This window comes from Serratia sp. GW822-FHT06D09 (assembly GCF_058799515.1).
The window spans coordinates 71,843-89,610 of sequence record NZ_JBXALO010000005.1 but is presented as its reverse complement, the minus strand read 5'-3'; the positions used below and the strand labels follow the sequence as shown (position 1 = coordinate 89,610).

17 protein-coding genes are annotated in these 17,768 nt (G+C 56.3%); 1 reads left to right on the top strand and 16 read right to left on the bottom strand.

Translation table 11 applies throughout. The features are described from left to right. Positions 1–151: 151 nt before the first annotated feature. The 4 genes from nadD to leuS are packed head-to-tail and all read right to left on the bottom strand — an operon-like array spanning position 152 to position 4,992. Positions 152–814 carry a nicotinate-nucleotide adenylyltransferase gene (gene nadD / locus AC1RKG_RS13660; protein WP_048759491.1) on the bottom strand — a complete coding sequence of 221 codons (663 nt, stop codon included), beginning with the start codon at positions 812–814 and terminating at the stop codon, positions 152–154. Further along, on the bottom strand, positions 804–1,838 hold the full coding sequence (gene holA / locus AC1RKG_RS13655) for a DNA polymerase III subunit delta (RefSeq protein ID WP_020825620.1): 1,035 nt from the start codon (positions 1,836–1,838) through the stop codon (positions 804–806). Before holA ends, nadD begins: the two co-directional genes overlap by 11 nt. Continuing rightward, positions 1,835–2,395 carry an LPS assembly lipoprotein LptE gene (lptE, locus tag AC1RKG_RS13650; RefSeq protein WP_020825621.1) on the bottom strand — a complete coding sequence of 187 codons (561 nt, stop codon included), beginning with the start codon at positions 2,393–2,395 and terminating at the stop codon, positions 1,835–1,837. The genes holA and lptE overlap by 4 nt, the downstream gene beginning before the upstream one ends. Before the next feature lie 14 nt (positions 2,396–2,409). Next, positions 2,410–4,992 carry a leucine--tRNA ligase gene (gene leuS, locus AC1RKG_RS13645; RefSeq protein ID WP_048759487.1) on the bottom strand — a complete coding sequence of 861 codons (2,583 nt, stop codon included), beginning with the start codon at positions 4,990–4,992 and terminating at the stop codon, positions 2,410–2,412. A gap of 388 nt (positions 4,993–5,380) precedes the next feature. On the opposite strand from leuS, the gene AC1RKG_RS13640 reads away from it, so the two are divergent. Next, positions 5,381–5,863 (top strand): zinc ribbon-containing protein, encoded by a 483-nt coding sequence (locus tag AC1RKG_RS13640; protein ID WP_046374288.1) that lies wholly within the window; start codon positions 5,381–5,383, stop codon positions 5,861–5,863. Positions 5,864–5,917: 54 nt separating this feature from the next. Here AC1RKG_RS13640 and AC1RKG_RS13635 read toward each other — a convergent pair whose 3' ends face one another. The 12 genes from AC1RKG_RS13635 to miaB all read right to left on the bottom strand — a co-directional run bounded on the left by AC1RKG_RS13635 (position 5,918) and on the right by miaB (position 17,603). Beyond that, positions 5,918–6,610, bottom strand: coding sequence for an FMN-dependent NADH-azoreductase (locus tag AC1RKG_RS13635; RefSeq protein ID WP_493183254.1), 693 nt, complete (start codon positions 6,608–6,610; stop codon positions 5,918–5,920). Positions 6,611–6,756: 146 nt separating this feature from the next. Beyond that, a complete protein-coding gene (gene rihA, locus AC1RKG_RS13630) occupies positions 6,757–7,689 on the bottom strand; it encodes a pyrimidine-specific ribonucleoside hydrolase RihA (protein WP_493183253.1) in 933 nt (310 codons plus the stop codon). Between the two features lie 117 nt (positions 7,690–7,806). Beyond that, the gene (locus AC1RKG_RS13625; RefSeq protein WP_020825626.1) at positions 7,807–8,532 is read right to left on the bottom strand and encodes an amino acid ABC transporter ATP-binding protein; all 726 of its coding nucleotides are present in this window, start codon (positions 8,530–8,532) and stop codon (positions 7,807–7,809) included. Continuing rightward, positions 8,532–9,206 carry a glutamate/aspartate ABC transporter permease GltK gene (gene gltK, locus AC1RKG_RS13620; RefSeq protein WP_020825627.1) on the bottom strand — a complete coding sequence of 225 codons (675 nt, stop codon included), beginning with the start codon at positions 9,204–9,206 and terminating at the stop codon, positions 8,532–8,534. The genes AC1RKG_RS13625 and gltK overlap by 1 nt, the downstream gene beginning before the upstream one ends. Further along, on the bottom strand, positions 9,206–9,946 hold the full coding sequence (locus tag AC1RKG_RS13615) for an amino acid ABC transporter permease (protein WP_017891917.1): 741 nt from the start codon (positions 9,944–9,946) through the stop codon (positions 9,206–9,208). The genes gltK and AC1RKG_RS13615 overlap by 1 nt, the downstream gene beginning before the upstream one ends. Before the next feature lie 211 nt (positions 9,947–10,157). Next, positions 10,158–11,054: an amino acid ABC transporter substrate-binding protein gene (locus tag AC1RKG_RS13610; protein WP_020825628.1), complete on the bottom strand. Its 897-nt coding sequence runs from the start codon at positions 11,052–11,054 to the stop codon at positions 10,158–10,160. Between the two features lie 416 nt (positions 11,055–11,470). Further along, positions 11,471–13,000 (bottom strand): apolipoprotein N-acyltransferase, encoded by a 1,530-nt coding sequence (lnt, locus tag AC1RKG_RS13605; protein WP_493183252.1) that lies wholly within the window; start codon positions 12,998–13,000, stop codon positions 11,471–11,473. Positions 13,001–13,007: 7 nt separating this feature from the next. Then, positions 13,008–13,886 (bottom strand): CNNM family magnesium/cobalt transport protein CorC, encoded by an 879-nt coding sequence (corC, locus tag AC1RKG_RS13600; RefSeq protein WP_012005653.1) that lies wholly within the window; start codon positions 13,884–13,886, stop codon positions 13,008–13,010. A gap of 84 nt (positions 13,887–13,970) precedes the next feature. Continuing rightward, on the bottom strand, positions 13,971–14,444 hold the full coding sequence (gene ybeY, locus AC1RKG_RS13595) for an rRNA maturation RNase YbeY (protein ID WP_115059640.1): 474 nt from the start codon (positions 14,442–14,444) through the stop codon (positions 13,971–13,973). Next, a complete protein-coding gene (locus AC1RKG_RS13590) occupies positions 14,441–15,496 on the bottom strand; it encodes a PhoH family protein (RefSeq protein WP_046374285.1) in 1,056 nt (351 codons plus the stop codon). The genes ybeY and AC1RKG_RS13590 overlap by 4 nt, the downstream gene beginning before the upstream one ends. A gap of 215 nt (positions 15,497–15,711) precedes the next feature. After that, positions 15,712–16,047, bottom strand: coding sequence for a zinc ribbon domain-containing protein YjdM (locus AC1RKG_RS13585; RefSeq protein WP_020825632.1), 336 nt, complete (start codon positions 16,045–16,047; stop codon positions 15,712–15,714). Between the two features lie 131 nt (positions 16,048–16,178). Then, positions 16,179–17,603, bottom strand: coding sequence for a tRNA (N6-isopentenyl adenosine(37)-C2)-methylthiotransferase MiaB (gene miaB / locus AC1RKG_RS13580; protein WP_020825633.1), 1,425 nt, complete (start codon positions 17,601–17,603; stop codon positions 16,179–16,181). Between the last annotated feature and the right edge of the window lie 165 nt (positions 17,604–17,768).

The following is a 17,768-nucleotide window of genomic DNA, read 5'->3' as shown; positions in this document are numbered from 1 at the left end:
GCGGGCAACTTGCCCGTTTTGCGGCCTGAATCAATGATAAGTCGGCAGGATGCCGCTGAAAGCCAGCTGGTGACTGCCCGGCCAGCTAAGGATTCCGGGGTTTTCAGCGAATACCTGAAAAATAGCGGCGCAGTATATCACGCGGCTGTTGCTAGCGATATAAACCCTGTAACTCGATATAGCGCTGTACTGAACGCGGCAACAGGTCGTCACAGTTGAGTCCCTGATGGCGGCGCTGACGAATTTCCGTGGCCGAAATCTCCAGCTGTGGCGTATCGGCCAGATAAATAAATCCGTGAGGATGCCGGCTGAGCTGGGCGGGATCGCTCACCTGATGTTGCTCCAGCCACTGCTGTAGCTCAGGCGTATCCATGCGATCGTTGTAACCCGGGCGAGCGAGCACCAGCAGATGACAGGTATCCAGCAGCGACTGCCAGCGGTGCCATTTGTGCAGCGTCAACAGCGAGTCCTGGCCAATGATAAACGCCAGAGGCAAGGCGGCGCCACGTTCTTTACGAATGGCTTCCAGCGTCTCGATGGTATAGGAAGGGGTGGTGCGATGCAGTTCACGATCGTCAACCGCAAACAGCGGGTTACCGGCAATGGCCAATTCCACCATTTTCAACCGTTGCTGAGCGTTCGCTTCGGGCTGAGGGCGGTGCGGCGGAACATGGTTCGGCAGCAGCGTGACCCGGTTCAGACCAACCTCTGCGGCCAGCGCTTCCACCGGCCGCAGATGGCCGTAATGGATAGGGTCGAAGGTGCCGCCAAACAGGGCGTGCAGAACGGGAGTGCCTTGCGGATTAGTGGACATCTGAAAAACTCGTGGCCAGAGGTTTGCCGCACAGCAGCATCGACAGGGTTTCCAATTCAGACCAGACCGACTGGCCGTAATCCTGCTTAAGGGTGATTTCTATCTGCGCGAGCAGATGAACCGCTTGCCGCAGCTGGGTGCCGGACAGCCGTTGCAGTGCCTGGGTTACCAGGTTACGGCGGTTTTGCCAAACCTTGTATTGATCGAATAGCGTACGCAAAGGCACTGTCGCCATGCGGCGTTGCAGGTTGAGCAACTGCAGCAGTTCCCGTTGCAGGGTTCGCAGCAGGATCACCGGCTCGACATCTTCCTGCTGCATCTGCTGCAGGATATGCCAGGCGCGTTTGCTTTTTCCGGCCAACAGGGCGTCCAGCCAGTGGAATGGCGTGAAGTGGGCGGCATCGTTCACGGCCAGTTCTACGCGCGGCAGCGTGAGTTTGCCATCCGGATGCAGCAACGACAGCCGCTCCAGCGCCTGCGACAGCGCCAGCAGGTTGCCTTCGTAGCAGTAACACAGCAGTTGGTTTGCCGCGTCGTCCAGTTCCAGCTTCAGGGTTTTGGCTCGTTGAGCGACCCAGCGGGGGAGCTGCGCCTGTTCCGGCGTCTGGCAACTGACGTAAGCGCCGTGCGGGCTGAGCGCCTTGAACCAGGCACTGTTTTCTTGCGCTTTGGTCAGGCGTGGCCCACGCAGCATCAGCAAAATGTCGTCATGCAGCAGTGCGGCCAGTTTGATCAGCTGTTCGCCGATCGGTGCCGTCGGCCCGTTCTCAGGGAAGATCAGCAGCAGCGTCTGACGGCTGGCGAACAGGCTCATGGCCTGGCAGATGCTGAAGATGGCATCCCAATCGGTATGGGCGTCGAGCGAAATGCTGTAATGCTCGGTGAACTGCTGCTCTTGGGCTGCGTGGCGGATCAGATCCTGGCTTTCCTGCAGCAGCAGCGGCTCGTTGCCGGTCAATAAATAACAAGCGCGCAGCCCCTCTCGGAGCTGCGCGGCAAGTTGTTCAGGGTAAATACGAATCATTGATCTACGCGACTGGCCGCTTTTTCACCGGCGGCAGCGGCTTTCTGTTGGGTTTCTTCTTCCGCAGCGTGCACCGTCAGCAGCTTACGTACCAGCTGTTGGGCGGCCTGCTCGCGCATTTCCTGACGAATAATGTCCTGTTCGGAATCTTTTGCCAGCGCGGTCAACGGGTTATCGAAGAACGAACGGAAAACTTTCACGTTTAGCGGATACAGATCGTGACCCGGGATCAGCACCTGTGCCTGAACGGTCAGTACCATTTGGTACTCAGCGGTTTTACCGTCCTGGAAGATAGAGGCGGTATCCTGGCTCTCCGTGGCGCCAATGATGCGCAGGGAAGGGAGATCCTTACGCTTGGCATCCTTGACGATGGTCACGTCGCTGAGACGTAACTGCTCACGCACCGCGCGGGTCAGCGGACCATAAGGGTCCGAGCTGTCCAGCAGCAGTGTCTTCATTTCCGAAGGGACCTGCGTGGTACCACGCAGGTGAAAACCGCAGCCGGCGGTGACCAGCACCGCCAACCCCAGCAACAACGTCAGAATACGATGTCGCACAACGCCTCCTTGTGTTAACCCACAACCAGGTTAAGCAATTTGCCCGGAACATAGATCACTTTACGAACCGTGACCCCGTCCAGATATTTAGCGACCAGATGCTCCTCAGCGGCACGCGCGCGCACCTGCTCTTCGGTTGCATCGGCAGCCACGGTGATTTTAGCGCGAACCTTACCGTTGACCTGCACCACCACCAGCTTGGAGTCTTCGACCATAGCCTGCTCGTCGGCTTGCGGCCAGGCGGCGGTATCCACATCGCCTTCACCGCCCAACGCCTGCCACAGTGAGAAGCACACGTGCGGAGTGAACGGATACAGCATGCGAACGACTGCCAACAGCGCTTCCTGCAGCAGGGCGCGATCTTGCTCGCTCTCTTGCGGTGCACGGGCCAGCTTGTTCATCAGTTCCATCACGGCGGCAATCGCGGTGTTGAAGGTCTGACGACGGCCGATATCGTCGGTCACTTTGGCAATGGTTTTGTGCAGATCGCGGCGCAGCGCTTTCTGATCTTCGCTCAGCGTTGCCACGTTCAGCGGCTGAACGGCGCCTTTTTCCAGGTGTTCGTAGGCCAGTTTCCACACGCGTTTCAGGAAGCGGTTTGCCCCTTCTACGCCGGATTCCTGCCATTCCAGCGTCATTTCTGCCGGTGAAGCAAACATCATGAACAGACGGACGGTATCTGCGCCGTATTTCTCAACCATCACCTGCGGGTCGATGCCGTTGTTTTTCGACTTCGACATTTTGCTCATGCCAGCATAGACCAGTTCACGACCTTGTGGATCGGTGGCTTTGATAATGCGGCCTTTGTCATCACGTTCAACGTTGGCGTCGACCGGGGAAACCCAGACGCGTTCGCCGCTGTTGCCGGTGTAATAGAAGGCGTCTGCCAGCACCATGCCCTGGCACAGCAGGCGTTTTGCCGGCTCGTCGGAGTCGACCAGGCCAGCGTCACGCAGCAGCTTGTGGAAGAAGCGGAAATACATCAGGTGCATGATGGCGTGTTCGATGCCGCCGACATACTGATCGACCGGCAGCCAGTAGTTGGCAGCGGCTGGATCCAGCATCCCCTGGTCGTACTGCGGGCAGGTATAGCGCGCGTAGTACCAGGATGACTCCATAAAGGTGTCGAAGGTGTCGGTTTCGCGCAGCGCCGGTTGGCCGTTAACGGTGGTTTTCGCCCACTCAGGATCGGCTTTGATCGGGCTGGTAATGCCGTCCATCACCACGTCTTCCGGCAGGATCACCGGCAGCTGGTCTTCTGGCGTTGGCATCACGGTACCGTCTTCCAGCGTGACCATCGGGATTGGTGCGCCCCAATAACGTTGGCGGGAAACGCCCCAGTCGCGCAGACGGTAGTTAACCTTGCGCTGACCAACGCCTTTGGCGACCAGTTTGTCGGCAATGGCGTTGAAACCGTCTTGGTGATCCAGACCGTCAAACTCGCCGGAGTTGAACAGCGTGCCTTTCTCGGTCATCGCTTCAGCTTGTACATCCGGTTGGCTGCCGTCGAGGGCCAGAACGACCGGTTTGATTGGCAGGCCGTATTTGGTGGCGAATTCCCAGTCGCGCTGATCGTGAGCCGGAACCGCCATCACCGCGCCGGTGCCGTATTCCATCAGCACAAAGTTGGCGACCCAAATTGGCACTTGCTCGCCGGACAGCGGATGGATGGCGAACAGGCCGGTCGGCATGCCCTTTTTCTCCATCGTCGCCATTTCGGCTTCGGCCACTTTGGTGTTGCGGCACTCTTCGATAAATTCAGCCAGCGCCGGGTTGTTCACCGCGCCTTGCTGCGCCAATGGGTGACCTGCGGCTACGGCCACGTAGGTCGCGCCCATAAAGGTGTCAGGACGGGTGGTGTAAACCGTCAGCTTTTCGTCGCTGCCCGCTACGTCAAAGGTGATATCCACCCCTTCGGAACGGCCAATCCAGTTGCGCTGCATGGTTTTCACCTGTTCTGGCCAGCTTTCCAGCGTGTCCAGATCGTTGAGCAGCTGATCGGCGTAGTCGGTGATTTTGATAAACCACTGTGGGATCTCTTTACGCTCAACCTTGGTGTCGCAGCGCCAGCAGCAGCCGTCGATCACCTGTTCGTTGGCCAGCACGGTCAGATCGTGTGGGCACCAGTTCACCGCGGAAGTCTTCTTGTAGACCAGGCCTTTTTCGTACAGCTTGGTGAAGAACCACTGTTCCCAACGGTAGTAGTCCGGATCGCAGGTGGCGATCTCGCGATCCCAGTCATAGCCGAAGCCCAGCAGTTTCAGCTGGTTCTTCATGTATTCGATATTGTCGTAGGTCCACGGAGCCGGTGCGGTGTTGTTTTTAACCGCAGCGCCTTCCGCCGGCAGGCCGAACGCATCCCAACCAATAGGCTGTAGCACGTTTTTACCTAGCATGCGCTGGTAGCGCGAGATCACGTCGCCGATAGTGTAGTTACGAACGTGCCCCATGTGCAGACGGCCTGATGGGTACGGCAGCATGGATAGGCAGTAATACTTTTCCTTGCTCGCATCTTCGGTAACTTTGAAAGTTTGCTTCTCTTCCCAGTGAAGCTGTACGTTCGATTCTATGTCTTCTGGACGGTATTGCTCTTGCATGGCGGCTGGTGGTCCTGTAGGTGTAAAACAGCTCCCCCTTCATCTTTCAAGCCACAGCGTTGTTGGCTGCGTACACTCAACCCAGTCACTTACCTTTGTAAGCTCTTGGGTTTCACGTACTGGCCGCCTGGCCGTGACTCGAAACCTATCGGGGGGATTTCTGTAGCATTCTGTTGAGTACTTATAGATCCGCATAGCATAGCTGATAAGACCTCCCGGCAACAACACCAAGCGCCCGACTCGACGTATTTAAAAAATACCGGCCATGATAAGACTCACATCTTGAGGAAACCATGTCTTGCCAAGTGACATCAGCAATTTACGGCTAAAATGATAAGGGATAGTTTAGGAGGTAAGCCCAGTCACGTAAGTTCATCGAGGAGAGATTATGAACAAGGTTGCTCAGTACTACCGCGAATTGGTGGCATCTCTGACAGAACGCCTGAAAAATGGCGAGCGTGATATTGACTCGCTGGTCGCGAGCGCAGAAAAACGGCTAAGCGAAGCGGGTGAACTGACGCGCGACGAAGTTGAGCAGGTTACACAGGCGGTACGGCGCGATCTGGAAGAGTTCGCTCGCAGTTATCAGGAGAGCCGGGACGAGTTTACCGACAGCGTTTTCATGCGGGTCATCAAGGAGAGCCTGTGGCAGGAGCTGGCGGATATTACCGACAAAACTCAGTTGGAATGGCGCGAGGTGTTCAAGGACGTCAGCCACCATGGCGTTTACCACAGCGGTGAGGTTGTCGGGCTGGGTAATCTGGTGTGCGAAAAATGCCACCATCATTTGGCGTTTTACACGCCGGAAGTGCTGCCGCTGTGCCCGAAATGCGGTCATGACCAATTCCAGCGTCGGCCTTTCGAACCTTAAGCTTGCTGCGCGCCCTGGCCTCTCCGCTGGAAAAGGTCAGGGCAGGCGCTGCTCTTAGCCAAACAGTTTTTTCATCAGGTTGCCAAGAAAGCTTCCGCCAGCCGAGGCCGTAGCCACTTCAGCCTGCGGGGCGGTGTCGATTTTGGCCAGCACTTTCTGTGCCACCGCAACCCGGCTTTCCTGAGCGGCTTTTTCTGCTGCTTCAGGGCCGTAAGCAAAGCCTTCCGCCAGCACGAACTCGACGTCGGTAATGCCGATAAACGCCAGGAATAGCTTCAGGTACGGCGTGATCAGATCGGTTGGCGTATCCGCGTGGATACCGCCGCGGCTGGAGATCACAATCGCTTTCTTGCCGGTGACCAGACCTTCAGAGCCTTCAGAGGTGTAGCGGAAGGTTTGGCCGGCGCGCGCCACCAGATCGAAATAGATTTTCAACTGCGTCGGGATGTTGAAGTTGTACATCGGCGCGCTGATGATAATGGTGTCGTGCGATTTCAGCTCGGCGATCAGCTCATCGGAAAGTGCCAGCGTCTTTTGCTGATGCGGTGTTAAAGGTTTGTCACCGGCGCTAAACCCGCCAATCACTTCACCATCCAGCTCCGGCAGTGTCGGGTTGGCTAAATCGCGAACCGTAAAGCTGTCATTGGGGTGTGCTTCATGCCACTGTTGAACAAAAAAATCGACTAATTTTCCAGACTGGGAGTAATCACCCAGGATACTTGATTTCAGGACCAGTATACGACTCATTGGGCTATCTCCAGGCTTGGTCTAAGGTATCAGCGATGCTGTGCGTTTAACAGCATCTTAGAGGCAAGCCTGGCCCAGTGATAGCGTAAAAATTCGCTGAGTTAAATCAAAAATATTGAATGTTAGGGCGGTTTCCCGCCCGGTGGTCAATAGCGGGCTACGCGCTCGGCCAACAGATCGATAAAGCCTTCGCGATCGATATCGGTCAGCACTTCAACGTTGGCCGGCTTGCCGTTCTGACCGAAGATATCCACTACGGTCATGCCGAGGGTATATTCCCCTTTGGTTTCCACGCCGACCCAGCGTTCGATACTGCCAAACAGCTGTGGCGCCAGCAGCCAGGCGATGGTGCAGGGGTCGTGCATCGCGGCACCGGGCAGCCCACGGGGATGGCTAAGGTACAGCGGCAGGTAGAAGTCGAGCATTTCGGCCACCGCCTGCGCCACCGCGTTGTTTATCTGACGGATGCGTTCGATATCCTGTGGCAGCACCAGCGCCTGGTGAGTCACGTTCAACCCTGCCATGGTCAGCGGCACGCCGGATTTCAGCACCATTTCGGCGGCTTCGGGATCGACATAGATGTTGAACTCTGCCACCGGGGTGGTGTTGCCGGCATTCATACCTCCCCCCATAAACACGATGCGTTCAATGTTACCTTTCAGCTCTGGGTGTTGGGCCAGCAGCAGCGCGATATTGGTCATGGGGCCGGTGACCACCAGCGTGATCGGCTGCGGACTGCTGCGTAGCAGGCTGGCGATCAGCTCTACGGCAGTTTGCGCCACCGGCTGGATGGCGGGCGTTGGCAGATGGGTATTGCCCATGCCGGTTTTGCCGTGAACGTAGTCGGCAATCACCAGGTCTCGCATCAACGGCGCGGCAGCACCGGCAGCGACGGGAATGTCTTCACGCTTCATCAACGTCAACAGACCCAGCGCATTGTGCAGGGTTTTTTCCGGCGTCTGGTTACCGGCGGAGGTGGTAATGGCTTTAACGTCCAATTCTGGTGAACTCAGCGCCATGGCAAGGGCAATGGCATCGTCCAGACCAGGGTCGCAATCGATAATGATAGGGCGGGGCATGTTTATCTCCTTATTTGTTATCCAGTGAGCATCGGATCAAAATCGGAGAGAAACAAGTGCTTTTAGTGCCGGAAAGAGGGAATGAAACTGCGCCCCGGGCGGGGCGCAGGCGAGGCATCAGTGCAGGATTTTCGCCAGGAAGTCCTTCGCCCGTTCGGACTCCGGATTGTTGAAGAAGTCGTCTTTATTACGGTCTTCGACGATTTTGCCTTCATCCATAAAGATCACCCGGTTCGCCACTTTACGGGCAAAGCCCATCTCGTGGGTTACCACCATCATGGTCATGCCTTCATTGGCCAGTTCGACCATAACGTCCAGCACTTCGTTGATCATTTCCGGATCGAGCGCCGAAGTGGGCTCATCGAACAGCATGGCGATAGGATCCATGCACAGCGCTCGGGCGATAGCCACGCGTTGCTGCTGGCCGCCGGAAAGCTGGCCGGGGAACTTGTTGGCGTGTGCGGTCAGGCCGACGCGCTCCAGCAGTTTCAGGCCTTTCTCGCGCGAGGCGTCTTTGTCGCGTTTGAGCACTTTCACCTGCGCCAGCGTCAGGTTATCGATGATCGACAGGTGCGGGAAAAGCTCGAAGTGCTGGAATACCATACCGACCTTGGAACGCAGCTGCGCCAGATTGGTTTTCTTGTCGTTGACCGGAGTACCGTTCACCAGGATATTGCCCTGCTGGATCGGCTCCAGACCGTTGACGGTTTTGATCAGGGTAGACTTGCCCGAGCCTGAAGGACCGCAGACCACCACCACCTCGCCTTTTTTTACTTCGGTGGTGCAATCGGTCAGAACCTGAAAGTGACCGTACCACTTAGAAACATTTTTCAGGGATATCATCAAACAGTCCTTTTCTTCAAATAGCTTACCAGCGCCGAGGCGGCGAGACTGATAACAAAGTAGACAAAGCCGGCAAACAGGATCATTTCAACCTGGGTGCCGTCGCGCTCGCCAATGGTCGAGGCGGTACGGAAGAAGTCAGCCAGGCTCAGTACGTACACCAGGGAGGTATCCTGGAACAGTACGATGCCCTGGGTCAGCAGCAGCGGCACCATGGCGCGGAACGCCTGCGGCAGGATCACCAGCTTCATTGACTGCCATTGGGTCATGCCCAGTGCCAGCGCGGCGGAGGACTGGCCGCGTGAGATGCTGATGATACCGGCGCGGATAATTTCCGAGTAATAAGCCGCTTCAAACAGGGAAAAGGCTACCATAGCCGAGATCAGGCGAATATCGGTTTTCGGCGACAGCCCTAGAACCTGTTGTAATAAGCTTGGAACCACCAGATAGAACCACAGCAGCACCATCACCAGCGGGACGGAGCGGAACAGGTTGACGTAAACGGCAGCGAACCAACTGATCGGTTTGATGGGCGACAAGCGCATTACCGCCAGAACGGTTCCCCACAGAATACCGACGACGATGGCGGTCACGGTGATCTTCAGCGTGATCAACAGGCCCTGCAGCAGATAAGGGAAACTTGGGACAATCGATGCCCAGTCAAATTCGTACATTATTTACTCCCCAAGTTGCCGGGCAACTGCACTTTTCTCTCTACCAACCGCATAAACAGCATGATCACGGCGTTGATGGCGATATAGGCCAGCGTAATCGCGGTAAAGGATTCATAGGCATGCGCAGAGTAGTCCAGCAGTTTGCCGGCCTGGGCAGCCATGTCGACCAACCCGATAGTGGAAGCGATGGCGGAGTTTTTGACCAGGTTGAGCATTTCCGAGGTCATCGGCGGCACAATCACCCGGTAGGCATTCGGCAACAGCACGTAGCGGTAGGTTTGCGGCAGCGTCAGGCCCATCGCCAACCCGGCCGCTCTTTGACCGCGTGGCAGTGACTGAATGGCAGCACGTACCTGCTCGCAGACGCGAGCGGCAGTAAACAGCCCGAGGCACAGCATCGAGGAAACAAAGAATTGCACGTTAGGATCGAGTTCGGTTTTGAACCACATGCCGATATTCGCTGGCAGCAGTTCCGGGATCACCAGATACCAGGTAAAGAATTGGACGATCAGCGGCACATTACGGAACAGTTCGACGTAACAGGTACCGAGGGTGGAAAGAAAGCGGTTGGGCACGGTACGCAAAATACCGAATAGCGAACCGACAAAGAAAGCGATAATCCATGCACAGACGGAGAGGGCTACCGTGACCTGAAAGCCGGACCAAATCCAGCCGAGGTAGGTGGTATTCCCAAACGGGGCCTGCTGCAGGAAGATACCCCAGTTCCAATCTATTGACATAACAAACTCCGTTAAGCGGGCGCAGAGCGCCTAAAGATTGATGACTATTCAACGCCGAGGGCGCCGCGGCCAGTCGGGCTGACTTATGTGTGCGGGCATCGGTAATGCGTTATGGGAAAAATACGGGAGGGGAACGGCCTCCCGTATTCCTGTCTGTCCCAGCCATCAACAGGGCTGGTTTGGCCTGGCGGCCGCCCCAGCTCTTGTTCTATTAGTTCAATGCTTTATCGTTAGGCTCTTTGAACAGTTGCTTCATGTCGTCGGACAGTTCGAAGTTCATGTTGAGGTTCTTCGGTGGAATAGGCTGTTTGAACCACTTATCAAACCATTTTGTTGCTTCGCCTGAAGTTTGAGCCTGAGCGATGGTGTCATCGACCAGTTTCTTGAACTCAGGATCGTCTTTACGCAGCATACAGCCGTAGGCTTCTTTCGACTGCGGTGTGCCCAGAATTTCCCATTGGTCCGGCTTCTTCGCTTTCGCGCGTTCACCCGCCAGCAGGGCGTCATCCATCATAAAGGCTACTGCACGACCGCTTTCCAGGGTACGGAAGGAGTCGCCGTGGTCTTTGGCGCTGATGATGCGCATGTTCATCTTGCCGCTGTCGTTCAGTTTATTGAGCAGCACTTCAGAGGTGGTGCCTGAGGTCACCACGACAGGTTTGCCCGCCAGATCCTTGAAGTCTTTGACGTCAGAGCCTTTTTTCACCAGCAGACGGGTACCGACCACGAAGATGGTATCGGAGAAGGCCGCCTGTTTTTGGCGTTCGAGGTTGTTGGTGGTCGAGCCGCATTCGAAGTCAAAGGTGCCGTTTTGCAGCAGCGGGATACGGTTCTGTGAGGTGATCGGCAGCATTTTGACCTGCAGATCAGGAGCGTTCAGTTTTTTCTTAACCGCTTCAACGATTTGGTTGGAGTAGTCCTGGGAGTAACCCACAACTTTTTGCTGGTTGTCGTAGTAGGAGAACGGCACTGACGATTCGCGGTGGCCGACAACGATCACGCCGTTGTCTTTGATTTTCTTCAGCGTACCGGTCAGTTCTTCCGCATGGGCTACGTTACCTGCCATACCGATCAGCAGTAACGATAACGCCAATTTACGCATTTGCATGGTCCAACTCCTTTGCTGTTGTGGTGGCTCAAATTCAAAGAGCATCAGATTCTAAATGGAGATTTATTGCTCAAGTATAAAGATAGTCTTAGAACACATAACCGTTAGAAAATAGCCGATTGTGAATGGATTGAAACTAAAATGTTTCTTTTTTTGAGACGCCACGCGCACCAAATTAATGCAACAAAACCCCAATGCACCTTTGTGGTGCCGGTCATGCTCTTGAGTTGTGCACAGGTGCGACAAAACGTCAGTAAAAGTAAATCGGCTCTCTATAACAGAGTAATTAAAGCAAGGAGTGTGCCAGAAGCATTGATTTGGCGACGCTTTATGCTAGACGCGTGGGAGAGTGTGGCGTGGCAAGCTGCAAGGTGGATGAGGGAAGCGGGGCGCTGACGGGCAGCGCCCCGGGGGGGTTATTTACGGCGCAGGCCGAGGATCAACGCCAGGCCGCCAAGCAGCAGGGTGATTATCCACAATGGCGTGGCGCCAAAACGGGCATAAGGCGTTATGCCGGTGGTTGGTGTGACGTTCACCTCCAGCACCTTGCGGGTGAACTGAGGGATCTCAGCGATCACCTCACCGTTGGCGTCTACCGCGGCGGTGACGCCGTTATTGGTGCTGCGCAACAGAGGGCGACCCAGCTCCAGAGCACGCATGCGCGCCATCTGGAAGTGCTGCCATGGGCCGATGGAATGGCCGAACCAGGCGTCGTTGGAGATGGTCAGCAGGAAGTTGGTGTCCGGCCGGAAGTTGTCGCGTACCTGCTGGCCGAGAACAATCTCATAACAGATTGCCGCCGTCAGGTTATAGCCTTTCACGCTGAGCTGTGGCTGGACGTAGTCGCCACGACTGAATGAAGACATCGGTAAATCGAAGAACGGTGCCAGCGGGCGCAGCAGCGTTTCCAGCGGCACAAACTCGCCAAACGGCACCAGATGGTGCTTGTTATAGCGGTCCTTGGCCGGATAAACGTACGGCGTCGGTTCGCCCAGCACGATGGCGCTGTTGTAGATTTGCTGGCCCTGCGGCGTAGCACGCACATCAACAATACCGGTGATCAGGCTGCTGTTTTTGGCGCGCATCAGGTCATCCATCATGGTCAGGAAGCCGTTCTGGCTGGCTTCGTAATCCGGAATGGCAGACTCCGGCCAGATGATGATCGGCGCTTTGCCCATATAAGGACGCGTTTCGTCCAAATAGGTTTGCAAGGTGCTGACCAACGCTTTCGGATCCCACTTCATCGACTGAGCGATGTTGCCCTGCACCATCGCGACGTTGACCGCCTTGTCCGGTTGCGGGGTAAACCAGTGCAGCTGGCGCAACGGCCACGGCAGCAACAGCAGTGCGACGGCAACCCCAGCCGCGGCGATCCGACGCTGATTGACGGCGTACACCAACAGCCCGGCGATCGCCATCAGCATAAAGGTGATGGTATCTACCCCGAGCAACGGCGCCACGCCTTTCAGCGGGCCGTTAATCTGGCTGTAGCCAAACTGCAGCCAGGGGAAACCGGTCAGCACCCAGCCACGTAAAAACTCGGTGACTTGCCACAACACGGGGGCGGCAATCGCTAAACGGTACCAACTGGTGGTCGGCCACAGACGTGCCAGCAACCCGGCGAACAGCCCGGTATACAGCGACAGGTAAGCCGCCAGCAGCACGACCAGGAAAATGTTGATGGAGAAAGGCATGCCGCCGAAGTCGGCAATGCTGACGTAAACCCAGTTGATTCCCGTCCCGAACAGACCGAAACCCCAGCAAAAACCGAGCAAGGCAGACTGTTTGGTGGTGCGGTTCAGGGTTACGGCCAACAGGCCGAACAGAGAGACAAGGGCCGCCGGCCAGATATCGTAAGGGGAAAACGCCAGCGTGCCGCTGGCGCCGGTCAACAGCGCCAGCAGGGCGCGAACCCACTGGCGTTCAAGGAAAGAGGCTTTAGCCATGTTTGATTTATTCTTCCAGTTTCGGTTGCGGAGAATCGTCCGGAATTTTTACATGAACCTGGATGATACGTCGACTGTCCGCCATCGCAACTTTAAATAGGTAACCTTCGATTTCAATGGTTTCCCCGCGTGCAGGCAGGTGACCGAAGGCCTGCATCACCAGGCCGCCGATAGTGTCGACCTCGTCGTCGCTGAAGTGGGTGCCGAAGGCTTCGTTGAAGTCTTCAATCGGCGCCAGCGCTCGCACGGTATACATATGTCGGCTGAGCTGGCGGATATCCAGATCGTCTTCGTCGTCATATTCGTCTTCGATTTCGCCGACAATCAGTTCCAGAATATCTTCGATGGTGACCAGGCCGGACACGCCGCCGAACTCGTCAATGACAATCGCCATGTGATAACGCTGGGAGCGGAACTCCTTCAGCATCCGGTCTACTCGCTTGCTTTCAGGCACCACCACGGCGGTGCGCAGCACCTTGTCGATGCTGAATTCCTCGGATTCCGCGCGCATAAACGGCAGCAGATCCTTGGCCATCAGAATGCCTTCGATGTGATCTTTATCTTCGCTGATCACCGGGAAGCGCGAGTGGGCGGATTCAATGATCACGTCCAGGCACTCTTCCAGCGTTTGGTTACGCTTGAGCGTCACCATCTGGGAGCGCGGGATCATGATATCGCGCACGCGCTGCTCGGCGATATCCATCACGCCTTCCAGCATGTCTCGGGTATCGGGATCGATCAGGTCGTTTTGCTCGGAATCACGGATCAGCTCTACCAGATCGCCACGGTTTTTGGGTTCGCCGTGGAACAGCTGGTTAAGGATAAGAGTAAAGAACCCCTTCTTGGGACTGGGGCTGTCATTGCTTTGTGAATGGTCGTCGCTCATGGCGTTTTAGTTAATATCACTCATGTCAGAGTTAGGGGAGTCAGCGGCAGCCCCATACGGGGGCTGCGGGGAAATCAGCTGACGTCAGAGGGGGTCTTTTTCCGCCAGGTACGGGTCCGGGTAACCCAGTCCGTGCATGATTTCGGTTTCCAAAGACTCCATTTCTTCGGCTTCATCGTCTTCGATGTGGTCATACCCTAGCAGATGAAGGCTGCCATGGACAACCATATGCGCCCAGTGGGCCTCCAGCGCCTTCTCTTGCTCGATGGCTTCCTGTTCAACCACCTGACGGCAGATGATCAGATCGCCCAGCAGCGGCAGCTCGATACCCGGGGGAGCTTCGAACGGGAAAGACAGCACGTTGGTCGGTTTGTCCTTGCCGCGATAGGTCAGGTTCAACTCGTTACTTTCCGCTTCATCCACCAGGCGAATGGTGACCTCGGCCTCCTCCTGAAACTGCGGCAGCACGCCTTCCAGCCAGCGCTGGAAGGTGGCTTCATCCGGCAGGCCGTTGCTGTCTGCACAGGCAATCTGCAGATCCAAAATCACCTGGCTCATGGTGTCTCCTGCTCGGAGGCGATGCTCGCCTCGCGTTTACGTTGTTCGGCAATCGCATCTTTGCGTTTTTGTTCGGCGGCTTCCCAGGCTTCATAAGCGATGACCACGCGGGCCACCACCGGATGGCGTACCACGTCTTCGCTATGGAAGAAATTGAAGCTCAGTTCTTCGACGTCAGACAGCACTTCCACCGCGTGGCGCAGGCCGGATTTTTGGTTGCGCGGCAGGTCTATCTGCGTCACGTCACCGGTGATGACCGCCTTGGAGTTGAAGCCAATACGCGTCAGGAACATCTTCATCTGTTCGATGGTGGTGTTCTGGCTCTCGTCGAGGATGATAAACGCGTCGTTCAACGTACGGCCGCGCATATAGGCCAGCGGAGCGACTTCTATCACGTTACGTTCGATCAGCTTCTCCACGCGCTCAAAGCCCAGCATTTCGAACAGGGCGTCATACAGTGGGCGCAGGTAAGGATCGACCTTCTGGCTCAGATCCCCCGGCAGGAAGCCCAGTTTTTCACCGGCTTCAACCGCTGGACGGGTCAGCAGAATGCGGCGGATCTCCTGGCGTTCCAATGCGTCCACCGCAGCGGCGACCGCCAGGTAGGTCTTGCCGGTACCGGCCGGGCCGATGCCGAAGGTGATGTCGTGATCGAGAATATTGGCAATGTATTGCGCCTGATTCGGCGTGCGCGGTTTCACCATGCCGCGTTTGGTTTTGATGGTCACCGCCTTGCCGTAATCCGGCACGCTGTCGGCAACCTGTTCCAGTACCCGGCTTTCTTTGATCGCTAAATGGATCTGCTCCGGGTCGATATCCGGGATCACGCCGCGAATGGGAGCGGTGTCCACATACAGATGGCGTAAGATATCGGCGGCGGCAACCACGCACGGGTTCTTGCCGACCAGCTTGAAACGGTTGTCACGGCGGTTGATCTCAATGCCCAACCGGCGTTCGAGTTGTTTGATATTGTCATCAAACGGGCCGCACAGGCTGAGCAATCGCTTATTGTCTGCCGGCTCTAACAAAATTTCTTGTGTTGCGACGTTCAAACTATTCCTCAAGGCTCATATCGGGCCTGGTTGGTTTTCGGTACGCGCGTCCAGGGCCAAGCCTGAACTCTCTACCTTGAATTATTCATGGTGCGCCGCACTGGCGCAAGTTTACCCATGATCTATCTGTGCGTCGGCGGCAAAATTCAAGGGCCGAAGGAGGAAAAACGCGGCCAAAACAGCCGCGTAATGCTTGGGAGATTCAGGGCTGGCGATCAGTTCTTTTTCACGAATTCGGATTTCAGCTTCATCGGGCCAAAGCCATCGATCTTGCAGTCGATGTTGTGGTCGCCTTCCACCAGGCGGATGTTCTTCACTTTGGTGCCGATTTTCAGCATGGAAGAGCTGCCTTTGACCTTGAGGTCTTTCACTACGGTCACGGCGTCGCCGTCGGCCAGCAGGTTGCCGTTGGCGTCTTTGACAATCAGCGTATCGCTGTCGTCCGCCGGCGCGCTGTCGCTCCACTCGTGGGCGCACTCAGGGCAGATAAACAGGTTGTTATCCTGGTAGGTGTATTCGGAGTTGCACTTTGGGCAGTGTGGGAGTTGCATGTTATGTCGCCTCTTAATCAAAAAAATAAAAAAAAGAAAATGGCCGGGCATGAAGACCCGGCTGATAAGTCATAAGGATAATCGCTGACGTGGCGTCGGGCGCCACGGCTTACAGCACTGCGGAGAGGGCGTCAGGGCTGATAAATGCCGACGCCCAGCGCGTTCTCTTTTCGGGTTCGGGCGATGACTGACTGCGGGGATTCATGCACGCGCAGGTCCATCTGCTGTTCGGTACGCACCACTGCGCCACGCAGTGTGTTGGTCAAAACCTCGGTGATTTCCACATCAACGAACTGACCGATCATATCCGGCGTGCCTTCAAAGTTCACCACGCGGTTGCAGGCTGTCCGGCCCGCCAGTTCCATCACGCTTTTGCGGGAAGTGCCTTCCACCAAAATACGCTGTACGGTTCCGAGCATCCGGCGGCTGAACTGCAGCACCTGCTGGTTGATGCGATCCTGCAGGATGTACAGACGCTGTTTCTTTTCCTCTTCGCTGACGTCATCGACCATATCGGCCGCCGGTGTGCCAGGGCGGGACGAGTAGATAAAGCTGAAGCTGGTATCAAAGTTGATCTCGGCAATCAGATTCATGGTCTGTTCGAAATCGGCCTGGGTTTCACCCGGGAAGCCGATAATAAAATCGGAGCTGAGCTGGATGTCCGGCCGCGCCTTGCGCAGCTTGCGAATGATCGCTTTGTATTCCAACGCGGTATGCGCGCGCTTCATCATGGTCAGTATACGGTCTGAGCCGCTTTGTACCGGCAGATGCAGGAAGCTCACCAGCTCCGGCGTGTCTTCATAAACCGCGATGATATCGTCGGTGAATTCAATCGGATGGCTGGTGGTGAAACGGATGCGGTCGATACCGTCGATGGCTGCCACCAGGCGCAGCAGTTCGGCAAACGAGCAAATTTCGCCGTCGTAAGTCGCGCCGCGATAGGCGTTGACGTTCTGGCCGAGCAGGTTGACTTCGCGTACGCCCTGCGCCGCCAGTTGGGCGACTTCAAACAGGACGTCATCGCTTGGGCGGCTGACTTCTTCACCGCGGGTATAAGGCACCACGCAGAAGGTACAGTACTTGTTGCAGCCTTCCATGATGGAGACGAAGGCGGTAGGGCCTTCGGCACGCGGTTCCGGCAGGCGATCGAATTTTTCGATTTCCGGAAAGCTGATGTCGACGATGGGGCTGCGGGTGCCCTGCACGTGGTTGAGCATTTCCGGCAGGCGGTGCAGGGTCTGCGGCCCGAACACGACGTCGACGCAAGGCGCGCGGCTGCGAATGTGTTCGCCTTCCTGTGAGGCCACGCAGCCACCGACGCCGATGATCAGCGCCGGGTTCTTTTCTTTCAGCAGTTTCCAACGCCCTAACATGGCGAAAACTTTTTCCTGCGCTTTCTCGCGGATCGAGCAGGTATTCAGCAGCAGCACGTCCGCTTCTTCAGCGTTGTCGGTCCATTGGTAACCGTGTGTGCTTCCCAGTAAGTCCGCCATTTTCGATGAATCATATTCATTCATCTGGCAGCCCCAGGTTTTGATATGTAGTTTTTTGGTCATTGACTTGCCATTACTCAGTGCGGACGAAAGTTGCGATACGCGACATGCAGGGCGCTTATTGTAAACATTTGACGCCGTTGTGACCAGCGCGGGGAAAACACCATGCGACCTGAAGCCAAATTAAAAATCCGTTACACTGGAGCCAAACGCCATGCCGGTGGGAAT